The following is a 10,754-nucleotide window of genomic DNA, read 5'->3' on the forward strand; positions in this document are numbered from 1 at the left end:
TGCTCAAGGGCGAACAGCGTTTTTTTTGAACCGCAGCCCTTCGCGCCGCAGGAACATCCAGACCGCATTGTGCGAGACGATCACGCCGCGTGCCGCCAACTCGTCCTTCAGCTTGTGCAGCGTCAGGTGCGGCGTCTGTCTGATCCTCTCCTCGATGAAGGCGCGATGCGGCTCCAGCGTCCGCTTGCGATGTCCCCCCATCTTCCCGGGCGCCACAGAGCCGGTCGACCGCCAGCGCTGCGACCACTTCACCACCGAGGACACCGCAACACCGAACCGCGCCGCCACCGCGCGGCAGCTCTCCCCTCCTGAAACTGCCCGCACAACCCGTTCTCGCAGATCGTTCGACAGAGGTCGGCTCATCGATACTGGCCTCCTATCCAGCCAGCATCTTGAATCACAAATCTTTCCTCCTCGGAATCCCTTTCGATTCCGTCAAAACAGGAACCGCTCTAAAGCACCTACCTGAGCGCGCCCGCGGCAGTGGGTCAGTTTGACGGGAGCGGTCTTGGCCGCGTCTTTGCCGGTGTGCCTGGGCATCCGCCGCTTTACCCGCCTGACCAATGCCTTCTCGAAGAAGATCGATAACCACTTCTTCGCGTTGGCAATCTACTTCATGCATGACAACTACGTGCGCATTCACCAGACCTTGCGCGTCACCCCGGCGAGCGACGCAACGTTAGTCGTTGACGTCCCGCGTTTCCTTGGGAGGAGGCGCTTTCGCCTTTTCCTCGGCCAACAGTCTTTTCAATATCCGGCGCTGGTCTGGATCTGTGGTCGTCGCCAGAAGCTTACAAAATGCCGCTATGTTTGCTCTGCGGATGAAGCCCTGCATTGACGGGCACCAGGACACCAAGGTCCGATACGTTCGTGCGCCCTTTGTGAGGGCTTGTCGACTCTGTCCAAGATCGCTCCCGTCAAACTGACCCACTACCGCGCCCGCAGCCCGTCGATATCGGTGCCGTGCCGCTTGCCAAGCGGCCACACGCTGACGCCTTTGCGCCCGATGACGTATTGCGAGATTAATCGTACCGCCAAGGGAAAAGAGCCTAGGGTGGCTGCGGGTCGCGGAACCCTCGCGCCCGTTCGTCTGCCCGAAGGAGTCCCGATGCCCCAGAAGCACCGACGCAGCAACCGTGAGCCCAAGAAGCCCAAGCAGCAGAAGCCGAAGGTTGTCGTCTCGACCTCGCCGTTCGGCTCGGCCAATGCCAACTTGGCCAAGCCGCTCTTAGGCAAGAGCAAATAGCCTAGCCCAGTGTAACGAGGACCACGTGAGTGTCGTGGTCCTCGCATAACCGTATCGGACATCGAGGTCATCAACGGATTTTCTGTCCGCTACAACGTGGCGGGCAGTGCGCCGGCACCGTTGGGCACGGGGCGATTGGCAGTTCCCATGGATGCTGCGCCGGGCGACGGCTTGGGCCGTGACCGGACAGACAGCCTCGCTTCCGGGGATCGGCTTCCGGAAGATGTTCGACAACCTGTCGGCGCACCTCGTCGTCTCGGGCCAGTCATGTCCTCGATGTTTGCGCAATCGACACTAGCGCGCGAGCACATCCTGTAGGTAGCGGCCCGGCAGTTCGTCGAGGGCGGCTTCCAGTACGGTGGACGGCGCCCACGGGTCAGGGCGTGCGTACACTCCTCTCCGACGACCGGAGCATGGCTCGCCCTAGTCGCGGCGCACCACGTGGAAACGACGAGGGATACTGCGGCCCACAACGAGCGGGTGCCGTTCCTCGAGGGACCCACCGTCAAACCGGGTGAGCACGATACTTCCAGCCACCCAGGCAGCCGAGATGGCGTTGCGTGCGGGGTCTTGTATCGAGCGGCGCCCAACGATCCAGGACAGGTAAACATGATCCGGGCAACCTGTCCGGCCAGGGATTCGACGGCAGAGTGTCGAAAGATCGCCAAGCACGGCAGCGACCCGATTCCGCTGCTGTTTGTGGCGCGTGCAGAGGAGCCCTGAATGGCAGGTGAAGGCGCTACGGGCAATTACACCGACATCGTCCTCTTCCTCGCTACGGCGGGTATCGTTGTGCCGATCCTCCGCCGATGGAAGCTCAGTCCCATTTTGGGCTTTCTTAGCGCCGGCGTGATCCTCGGCCCTTTCGGCCTGGGAACCCTTCAGGGTGACTTCCCGTGGCTACGCTACGTCACGATCAAGAGTTCCATCCAAATGGCCCAGCTTGCGGAGTTCGGCGTCGTCTTCCTCCTCTTTGCCATCGGGCTCGAACTGTCGTGGGAACGCCTCTGGACAATGCGCCGTCTTGTCTTCGGCTTCGGCGGCGTGCAGGTCCTCGTGTGCACGGCCGCCATCGCTGGCGTGGCGATTCTGCTGGGCCAGGATCCTTCAGCCGCGATATTGCTCGGCTCGGCTCTGGCTTTGTCGTCCACGGCTATCGTGATGCCGCTGTTGGCCGAACAAAAACGTCAGTTCTCACAATCCGGGCGCGCAACATTCTCGGTGCTGCTCCTGCAGGATCTCGCTGTGGCGCCCATCCTGGTGAGCATCGCGATACTCGGACATCATCCAGCCTCGACCTTCTCGCCAGGGCTCCTGCTGGCTTTTGTGCCCGCAGCGTTGGGCCTGCTTGGCCTCGTGGTGGTCGGCCGCCTGGTCCTGCGCCCAATGATGAGGTCAGTCGCCAAGGCCGATAGCGAAGAGCTGTTCATGGCGGCGTCGCTGCTGGTCGTGCTCGGGGCCGGACTCGTTGCCGCCGTGACAGGGTTGTCCATGGCGTTGGGCGCCTTCATCGCGGGCCTGCTCCTGGCCGAGACCGAATACCGCAAGGAGATCGAGAAGACAGTCGAGCCGTTCAAGGGATTGCTCTTGGGGCTGTTCTTCGTGTCGATCGGAATCGGGCTGGACCTGTCGCTCCTTGCCGCGCGGCCGGCCCTGATCATCGGTTTGCTGGTAAGTCTCATCGTGCTGAACGGCGGCGTCATCTTCGGTCTGGGCACGTTGTTCGGCCTCGGGGCAACAGCCGCGGCTGAGACCGCCTTGCTCCTGGCCGCGAGCGGCGAGTTTGCCTTTGTCATTCTACATTCTGCCGGAAGAGAGGGCTTGCTCGACCGTCAATTGGTGCAAACGATCCTCGTGTCTTCCACCCTCTCCATGTTTTGCATTCCCGCTCTGGCAGTGATCGCAGCCGCGATCGGCCGCTCAGTTTCCCGGAGCACGCGCCACGCTGTGCCCGACGCGCAGGCCGCTGACCGGCCGAAGGTTCTTGTCGTGGGATACGGTCGGGTCGGCAAGCTTGTCGCCGAGCTGCTGACCCGGCACGGGGTTGCCTGGACCGCTATCGAGCGCATACCGAAGCTCACCGAGACCGCGAGACGGGAAGGCCATGATGTCTTCTTTGGTGACGCGGCGAAATCCGACCTGCTGCAACGGTTCGGTCTCGACACCGCCCTGGCTCTCGTCGTGACCATGGACTCTCCACAGGCGACAGAAGAAGTGGTCACCACGGCACGCGCGATCCGTCCCGATCTGAACATCGTGGCGCGTGCGCATGACGCACAACAAGCCCAGCGACTGTACGAACTGGGGGTTGCCGATGCCGTTGCCGAGACCATAGAGGCGTCGCTGCAATTGTCGGAGGCCTTGCTCGTCAGAATTGGCATTCCGATGGAGTCGGTGGTTGCGTCCATACGTCTGCGGCGAGCCGAGTTCCGAGATAAGTTGAACAGCCTCGGTTCTTCGGGTGCACGAAGCCGGCGGTTCCGGCGCCACTGAGGGGCAGCGGGGGAAGCCGCTGAGCTCATGGGAAGGCTGCGTATTGGGCTCAGGATTCCCTGCCCGGGCCAGGGACTAAGTCGCTACCTCACGCGGAAAGGGTCAATACATGTTCGCTCGGAGACCTCCGCGGCGGCCCATCAATGCGGGTCGAGCTCAATCAGCTCGCCGGTCGTGTGGGGCCGACGTTTGAGTCGCGCTGTCTGCAGCGATGTCCAGTGCTTTCGGCCGGGACCGGCGAGAAATAGAACTGACCCTGCCCCTCACAATGGGGCGCATCGGCACCATTTGCCGGAAAGGCCCTTCGGACGACGATCGTTCGACGCACGACACCGGCCTCCTGAGGACAAGGAGAAAAACATGACAACGGGCACAAGCAGCCATTCGTCCACAACCAATCCGGACCGGGAGGATGTTCTCAATGAGGTCGCCCGCAAGTGGACTAAATTCTCCAAGCGGGACCTGACCAACATCACCACCAACGATCAACTCATCGGCGAGATCGTGAAGAAGTACAACATCAAGAAGGAGGCTGCCCAGCGCGAGGTCCACATCCTGATGGACGGACGCAACCTCACTCCCTGAGGGAGACCGGCGCGATAAAAAACCGGACGGGGCGATGAGCTGACGGCCACACGAAGGACGACGGCGACGGCGAGGAGAACGATAAAAGTCTGGCGAGAAGCGCCGTAACGTTGAGCATACCCTGGCCCAAGGACTCATCTGTGGCAGGCTAAGCCTCGGCGCTACCTGCCCTGTCTGGAGATGGAGCCCATAATGACCCACATGCGCAGCAGTGAGATCGCGACCACGTTCCGGCATCCCATCGTTCTTGCTGCCCTGGAGACGACGCAGCCCGCCGGAACCTATCGACTTGTCATCGAGGAAGAGCAGATTCCCGGCCTGTCCTTCCTGGCTTGGCGCCGCACGGCGACGCTGCTGCATCTGCCCGCCCTCTCGGCGACAGGCGGCAAGCATCAGGTCGTGGCTATCGATCCCGTGGAATGGGCCGCCCTCGTGGAGGCGGACGAACGGGACTAGGACCTATTCTGCCCGTGACGGCCGAAAAGTCGTCGCGTTTGGGTCATTTCGAGCAGACGTCGCTTGTGCGCAGGTCAAGCATCACCATCTCTCTACCAGCTGTTGCATCGCGAGTTCCTAGCGCTCGCCTCCCAACACCCGAAAATTTGGAGTGAAATGCCATGAAATTCAGGCCTCTGCACGATCGCGTGCTCATTCGCCGCGTCGCCCCCGAGGGCAAGACGACGGGTGGGATCATCATTCCCGACGCCGCGCAGGAAAAGCCGATGGAGGGCGAGATCGTTGCCGTCGGTCCTGGAGTCCGCGGCGAGAAGGGCGCAGTGGTGCCGCTCGACGTCAAGCCAGGCGACCGCATCCTGTTCGGCAAGTGGTCCGGGTCCGAGATCAAGCTCGATGGCAAAGATCTCCTGATCATGAGCGAATCGGACATCATGGGCATCATCGACAGTCCGGCCGTCGCCAAGAAGGCGGCGTAAGGCCCGTTCAAGACTCAAAGCTCAAACAACAAGGAATAAGAATTATGGCAGCAAAAGAAGTACGATTCGGCGGAGATGCCCGCACCCGCATGATGCGGGGCGTCGATCTCCTGGCCGACTCGGTGAAGGTCACGCTCGGCCCGAAGGGCCGGAACGTCCTGATCGACAAATCCTACGGCGCACCGCGCATTACCAAAGACGGCGTCACCGTCGCCAAGGAGGTCGAGCTTTCCGACAAGTTCGAGAACATGGGCGCTCAGCTTGTGCGAGAGGTGGCGACCCGGACGTCTGAGAGCGCCGGCGATGGCACGACCACGGCGACCGTGCTCGCCCAGGCGATCGTGCGCGAAGGGGCCAAGTCGGTGGCCGCCGGCATGAATCCGATGGACCTCAAGCGCGGCATCGACCTCGCTGCCGAATGGGTGATGGAAGAGCTCAAGAGCCGCTCCAAGAAGGTCTCGACCAGCGCGGAGATCGCCCAGGTCGGCACGGTGTCCGCCAACGGCGACCGGGCTATCGGCGACATGATCGCCAAGGCGATGGACAAGGTTGGCAACGAGGGCGTGATCACGGTCGAGGAGGCCAAGAGCTTCGAGACCGAGCTGGATGTCGTCGAAGGCATGCAGTTCGACCGCGGCTACCTCTCACCGTATTTCATCACCAACGCCGAGAAGATGATCTGCGAGCTCGAGAATCCCTACATCCTCATCCACGAGAAGAAGCTGTCGGGCCTGCAGGCGCTGCTGCCCCTGCTCGAGGCGGTTGCCCAGTCGGGTCGGCCGCTGCTGATCGTGGCCGAGGACGTCGAAGGCGAGGCGCTGGCCACGCTGGTCGTCAACAAGCTGCGCGGAGGGCTCAAGGTCGCGGCCGTCAAGGCGCCGGGCTTCGGCGACCGCCGCAAGGCCATGCTCGAGGACATCGCAATCCTGACCGCCGGCCGGGAGATCAGCGAGGATCTCGGCATCAAGCTCGAGAATGTAACGCTAGACATGCTGGGCACGGCCAAGAAGGTGCGCATCGACAAGGAAAACACCACCGTCATCGACGGCGCGGGCAAGAAGAAGGACATCGAGAACCGGGTCGGCCAGCTGAAGGCGCAGATCGAGGAGACGAGCTCCGACTACGACCGCGAAAAGCTGCAGGAAAGGCTGGCCAAGCTGGCCGGCGGCGTGGCCATCATCAAGGTGGGCGGCGCCACCGAGATCGAAGTCAAGGAGAAGAAGGACAGGGTCGAGGACGCCATGCATGCCACCAAGGCCGCGGTCGAGGAAGGCGTTGTCGCAGGCGGTGGGGCCGCCCTGCTCTATGCGACCCGCGTGCTGGAGGGCAAGAAGGGCACCAATCATGACCAGCAGGTGGGCGTCGAGATCGTGCGCCGCGCCCTACAGGCGCCGGTCCGACAGATCGCCGAGAACGCCGGCTTCGACGGCGCCGTGGTCGCCGGCCGGATGCTCGACCAGAAGGACAACAATTTCGGCTTCGACGCCCAGAAGGCCGAGTACGTCAACATGATCAAGGCCGGCGTCATCGATCCGACGAAGGTCGTCCGCGCAGCGCTTCAGGGTGCGGTGTCGGTGGCCGGATTGCTGATCACGACCGAGGCCATGGTGGCGGAAGTGCCGTCCAAGAACGCGCCACAGGCAATGCCTAGCGGTGGCGATCTGGGCTTCTAAGTCCGTCGCTCGCGGGCAGACCAGTATCCCACGCCCGCGACGACAGGTGGAACAGGAGGCCTCATGACCTTGCGTCCAGAATACTCACTCGGTCACTCTCCGTATAACGCGTTTCTGTTCGCCGCCGTCGGTGAGGAACAGGGCGGGGGGCCGCTCACGGTCCTTTCCGCATTGACGCGGCTGGGCTTCGACCCGTGGCAGGAAGCCGCCCGATTGGCGGGCCTGCCCCGAGAGACAGCGGCTCGGGTCTTCGCCGTGACGATTGCGATGCTTCCCGAAGGAGACTGGAAGGCATCGGAATCGGAGGCCATCGCCGCGCGTCTGGTAAACTGGCTGCCGGGGCAAGTCCCGCAGGCCATTCCCCTAGTGCAAGGCGAATATGTCGACAACAAGAGAACGAAGTTGACGATTGCGACAGCGCTGGCCTGGGGCGTGCTTGCCGCCGCCCTGCTCTTTTTCACCCTGCATCTCATCAGCAACAACAATTTCGCATTTGGCCACGAGGCCGGCATGTCGACACAGGGTTAGAGGCCGGTCAGTCACTTGTCCCCAGCAACGTCGAAATTTACGAAAGACGAAGAGGAAAAGTAGACGCCGTCCCGCCATTAGCCGTCTCGGTGCTATTTAGAAAGATAGATCGTTTCTTCCCTTCACCGCAGCTGGCCTTCCATGCCGCCGAAAAATTGGCGGCCGACCTCGCGGCGAATGGCGATTCAGCCAGTATCCCGCCGCGCGGCAAATGATCCTCCTCGCTAACGCCGATCCGCTTCCGAACCCTGTGCTGCTGGCAAGGAATGGCATCGGGCATGAGTGGAGTGCCGATGGCGACGAGCAGATAGCGATGGAGCGTTCTCGGGTCCTTGATGTCGAATTGCAGCCGTCTTCCGAGTGAACATACGTCCGTCAGGGATCTGTCATAGCCAACGTCTTCCGGCATGAGGACGGCCGCGCTTGCGTTGCCCGTATCAGGCTCTAGAACTATGGCTCCGCAGACCGAGCAAAGTGCTTGCTTCAGAGCCGTGGCCCAGGATCGCGCCGAATCACCAGTCTTTCTCCCGACGTCGGTTCACCTCGCGAGGATCCTGAACCGGGCCGAGCAGCCACGCGTCTCGGTCGGCTGGCTGATGCAGCAGCTCGGCGAGCGTTCGTTCGGCCTGACCCTCTTTATGATGGCCGTTATCGCGTTCATTCCCGGCGCCTCCACCGTCATGGGCGTGCTGATTGCCTGGCCCGCGGTCCAGATGATGCTCGGTCACGACGTCGCCGCTCTGCCGCGCCTGATTGTGCGCAAGAAAATCGGCGTCGAGAGGCTGGCGCGGATCATTGGCATCGTTGCACCTCGGCTCGAGTGGGTCGAACGGCTGGTGCGCCCACGCTGGCGCACTCCCTTCGAGACCACCAAACGGCTGACAGGCGCCGTGATGCTCCTGTTGGGCCTCTCGTTGATCTCCCCTGTGCCTTTCGGCCACATCCTTCCGGCGCTGGTCATCATGCTGCTGGCATTGGCCTACCTGGAAGAGGATGGGGTCGCGCTCGTGGTCGCCCTGGTTGCCGCGCTCGTCTCGCTTGCGGCCACCGGGGCGACGCTGTGGGGCACGGTAGAAACCATCGACTGGATCGACCCCGCGGCACCAGGCTAGCACGCTCACACTCGCGTTAGGACGTCACCTGAACCTCGACCGACATGCCCTGGTAGGCATCGCTTGTGCCGATAAACGTCCCGGTCATCGGCATCACCTGGTCGATGATGCGGCCGACCGCGACGGGAATTAGATTATGGCCGCCGACCGCGCGGTTGGTCGGATCAAAGGTGATCCAGCCTGCGCCCGGCAGGAAAATCTCCGCCCAGGCATGGGTCGAGCTTCCCTCGGAGGTGGCGGCAGTGAGCGGGCGATCGGGATTGTACAGGTAGCCCGAGATCAGGCGCGCTCCGAAGCCCAAGGTGCGTGCCGCCTCGGCGAATAGCACGGCGATATCGCGGCACGACCCCCAACCGCGGTCGAGCGTCTGCACCGGAGATTGGGTGCCCTCTTGGTCGCGACTTTGATAGGAGATCGCTGCGGCGACGCCAGCAGCCAGGTCCTTCAGAAGCGCCAGCGTACCGGTTCCCTGGCTGCGCACGAAGCCGCGCGCCCAGTCAGCCAGCCTGGCCGGCGGATCGGGATAATGCGGCTGCGCCAGCGCGCCGAGATCGGTCCTCTCCTCGTCGGAATAGTCGAACGGATAGCGGACGGCCGAGGCCGCGATATCGAACACCGGCCACGGCCCGGCGGCGAGCTCGACGACGGCCAGGCTTTCGATCGTCAGCTGCTCGGTCAGATCGGAGAAATTCGCCGTGGCGACAGCGTTGCTGAATACGTCGTTGGTCCATGACAGCGTTGCCTCAGGCAACACGTCGAGCTGGGAGGAGAGCAGACGCAGGTCGCGGCCTTCGCGTGGCCGCAGCATCAAGCGGTGCGGCCCCAGCTGCACCAGCTCGCGATAGCGATAGGTCGTCTTGTGACGGATGCTGAGCACGGTCATTGAGGACTCCCGGCGGCGACTCGGGGCCCGGGCTGCGGAGTCGGGCGCCTGCCGATCCGACTGCGAACTCGTGCAGCTTCGCCACCGGCCGGGCCGGGACCTCGTGACTTGAGGACCATGAACGGACGGTCTGCCTGAGTCACGTCCGGGCTGGCAGTCCCTCCCGAGTTCCAATAGCTCGCCATTGGACGCGCCCACCTGTACCGTGTATGCATCTTGTATCATCGCCCACCAAGCGTCGGCTTGCGATGGCTGAGAGGTCCGTGCACTCCCGCCCCAATTCGCGAGGTGCACCAATGCGCGACTGGCTCGTCCCGCCCGTTCTGTTTCCGCTTTTTCTCGTCCTGTTGATCGTCGGCTACGCAATCCTGCGGACGCCGACGTGACGGCCGCACGCCGGCCGTGAAAGGATCTGCCATGCAAGTTCCAGCCAACACAAAGCCCATTCTATGGGGCGCCGTCGGCGGCGCCGTGGTCTGTGCGATCGTCGGCTTCACCTGGGGCGGCTGGGTGACCGGTGGCAGTGCCCGCCAGCAGGCGGCTGCCTCAGCCCGCGACGCCGTCGTCACGGCACTGGCCCCGATCTGCGCCGAACGGTTCCGCGCCCAGGCCGACGGCGCGGCGCAGGTTGCGGCGCTCGCCAAGTCGAGTTCATGGGAGCGTGGCGCGATCGTCGAAAAGAGCGGGTTTGCGCTCATGCCCGGCAGCAAGACGACCGATTCCGACGTGGCGCGCGCCTGTGGAGAGATGCTGGCGACTCCGCTGGTTCCCAAAAGCTGACGCTGCCCTGGATGGGCCCACTCACCTCACGATCGCCGGCGCCATGGTGTCCAGCACCTTCACGAGAGTGACCGACGCCTCGTGGGGCCTGTCGATCGGGTCATCGCCGAGCAACATGGAGGCACTGAAATTATGACGGACAGGACGATAGACCTCGACCAACATCGGGGAATGCACGCCCAGAAGGCGACCGATTTGCGCCGTCTACGTGCCGAGGTAGAAGTCAACGAAGACGTTCTGCGTCGTCGCCGGGACGAGCTCGAAGCGCACTTGGTGGCCGCGCCAGCGGCAAACTGGGAGGAAGTGAGCTGCTGCCGGTTTGGTGGACGGCTTGTTAAGCTAATCCCACCTTCCGCTCGAACTCAAGCGGGCTGAGATACCCGATCGTGGAGTGACGTCTGGCGGCGTTGTAGAAGCGCTCGATATAGTCGAACACATCTGCCCTGGCCTCATTCCTGGTGCGATAGGTTTTGCGTGCTGTGCGTTCGGTCTTCAGTGACGAGAAGAAGCTCTCCATGGCGG

General features: G+C 63.1%; 12 protein-coding genes and 2 pseudogenes. 10 read left to right on the plus strand and 4 right to left on the minus strand.

What is annotated here, in order from left to right:
* Positions 1-363, minus strand: a pseudogene (locus tag B5D62_RS32625) (helix-turn-helix domain-containing protein); the annotation flags it as partial.
* A 175-nt stretch (positions 364-538) separates the two neighbouring features.
* Here B5D62_RS32625 and B5D62_RS34150 point away from each other — a divergent pair.
* The 9 genes and pseudogenes from B5D62_RS34150 to B5D62_RS32665 all read left to right on the plus strand — a co-directional run.
* Positions 539-682: pseudogene (locus B5D62_RS34150) on the plus strand (IS1 family transposase); the annotation flags it as partial.
* Between the two features lie 426 nt (positions 683-1,108).
* Positions 1,109-1,246 (plus strand): hypothetical protein, encoded by a 138-nt coding sequence (locus tag B5D62_RS33625; protein WP_170921266.1) that lies wholly within the window; start codon positions 1,109-1,111, stop codon positions 1,244-1,246.
* A gap of 723 nt (positions 1,247-1,969) precedes the next feature.
* Complete coding sequence (locus tag B5D62_RS32635) at positions 1,970-3,739, plus strand: cation:proton antiporter domain-containing protein (protein WP_085938283.1); 1,770 nt, start codon at positions 1,970-1,972, stop codon at positions 3,737-3,739.
* A 360-nt stretch (positions 3,740-4,099) separates the two neighbouring features.
* Positions 4,100-4,324, plus strand: a complete 225-nt coding sequence (locus B5D62_RS32640; protein ID WP_085938284.1) for a CsbD family protein — start codon at positions 4,100-4,102, stop codon at positions 4,322-4,324.
* A 192-nt stretch (positions 4,325-4,516) separates the two neighbouring features.
* Positions 4,517-4,780, plus strand: coding sequence for a hypothetical protein (locus tag B5D62_RS32645; RefSeq protein ID WP_085938285.1), 264 nt, complete (start codon positions 4,517-4,519; stop codon positions 4,778-4,780).
* Positions 4,781-4,941: 161 nt separating this feature from the next.
* Positions 4,942-5,256 carry a co-chaperone GroES gene (locus B5D62_RS32650; RefSeq protein WP_085938286.1) on the plus strand — a complete coding sequence of 105 codons (315 nt, stop codon included), beginning with the start codon at positions 4,942-4,944 and terminating at the stop codon, positions 5,254-5,256.
* A gap of 44 nt (positions 5,257-5,300) precedes the next feature.
* Positions 5,301-6,929: a chaperonin GroEL gene (gene groL / locus B5D62_RS32655; RefSeq protein WP_085938287.1), complete on the plus strand. Its 1,629-nt coding sequence runs from the start codon at positions 5,301-5,303 to the stop codon at positions 6,927-6,929.
* Positions 6,930-6,992: 63 nt separating this feature from the next.
* Positions 6,993-7,457, plus strand: coding sequence for a hypothetical protein (locus B5D62_RS32660; protein WP_085938288.1), 465 nt, complete (start codon positions 6,993-6,995; stop codon positions 7,455-7,457).
* A gap of 452 nt (positions 7,458-7,909) precedes the next feature.
* A complete protein-coding gene (locus B5D62_RS32665) occupies positions 7,910-8,569 on the plus strand; it encodes an exopolysaccharide biosynthesis protein (RefSeq protein ID WP_218191416.1) in 660 nt (219 codons plus the stop codon).
* 16 nt (positions 8,570-8,585) lie between these two features.
* Here B5D62_RS32665 and B5D62_RS32670 read toward each other — a convergent pair whose 3' ends face one another.
* Positions 8,586-9,452: a transglutaminase family protein gene (locus B5D62_RS32670; protein WP_085938290.1), complete on the minus strand. Its 867-nt coding sequence runs from the start codon at positions 9,450-9,452 to the stop codon at positions 8,586-8,588.
* A 417-nt stretch (positions 9,453-9,869) separates the two neighbouring features.
* Between B5D62_RS32670 and B5D62_RS32675 the strand changes: the two genes are divergently transcribed.
* Positions 9,870-10,232 (plus strand): hypothetical protein, encoded by a 363-nt coding sequence (locus B5D62_RS32675; protein WP_085938291.1) that lies wholly within the window; start codon positions 9,870-9,872, stop codon positions 10,230-10,232.
* A gap of 21 nt (positions 10,233-10,253) precedes the next feature.
* Here the strand turns inward: B5D62_RS32675 and B5D62_RS33630 are convergent, their stop codons facing one another.
* The gene (locus B5D62_RS33630; RefSeq protein WP_170921268.1) at positions 10,254-10,397 is read right to left on the minus strand and encodes a hypothetical protein; all 144 of its coding nucleotides are present in this window, start codon (positions 10,395-10,397) and stop codon (positions 10,254-10,256) included.
* A gap of 169 nt (positions 10,398-10,566) precedes the next feature.
* Positions 10,567-10,754, minus strand: a 188-nt coding sequence (locus B5D62_RS32680; protein WP_139374215.1) for an IS3 family transposase, incomplete at its 5' end; no start/stop codon positions are given.

It is taken from the genome of Enhydrobacter aerosaccus, assembly GCF_900167455.1.
Classification (GTDB): Bacteria; Pseudomonadota; Alphaproteobacteria; order Reyranellales; family Reyranellaceae; genus Reyranella; species Reyranella aerosaccus.

Excerpts from the sequence above, each read along its gene's own strand:
- B5D62_RS33625 (WP_170921266.1), top strand. The coding sequence starts at position 1,109 with ATGCCCCAGAAGCACCGACGCAGCAACCGTGAGCCCAAGAAGCCCAAG.
- B5D62_RS32635 (WP_085938283.1), top strand. The coding sequence starts at position 1,970 with ATGGCAGGTGAAGGCGCTACGGGCAATTACACCGACATCGTCCTCTTC.
- B5D62_RS32640 (WP_085938284.1), top strand. The coding sequence starts at position 4,100 with ATGACAACGGGCACAAGCAGCCATTCGTCCACAACCAATCCGGACCGG.
- B5D62_RS32645 (WP_085938285.1), top strand. The coding sequence starts at position 4,517 with ATGACCCACATGCGCAGCAGTGAGATCGCGACCACGTTCCGGCATCCC.
- B5D62_RS32650 (WP_085938286.1), top strand. The coding sequence starts at position 4,942 with ATGAAATTCAGGCCTCTGCACGATCGCGTGCTCATTCGCCGCGTCGCC.
- groL (WP_085938287.1), top strand. The coding sequence starts at position 5,301 with ATGGCAGCAAAAGAAGTACGATTCGGCGGAGATGCCCGCACCCGCATG.
- B5D62_RS32660 (WP_085938288.1), top strand. The coding sequence starts at position 6,993 with ATGACCTTGCGTCCAGAATACTCACTCGGTCACTCTCCGTATAACGCG.
- B5D62_RS32665 (WP_218191416.1), top strand. The coding sequence starts at position 7,910 with ATGGCTCCGCAGACCGAGCAAAGTGCTTGCTTCAGAGCCGTGGCCCAG.
- B5D62_RS32670 (WP_085938290.1), bottom strand. The coding sequence starts at position 9,452 with ATGACCGTGCTCAGCATCCGTCACAAGACGACCTATCGCTATCGCGAG.
- B5D62_RS32675 (WP_085938291.1), top strand. The coding sequence starts at position 9,870 with ATGCAAGTTCCAGCCAACACAAAGCCCATTCTATGGGGCGCCGTCGGC.
- B5D62_RS33630 (WP_170921268.1), bottom strand. The coding sequence starts at position 10,397 with ATGTTGGTCGAGGTCTATCGTCCTGTCCGTCATAATTTCAGTGCCTCC.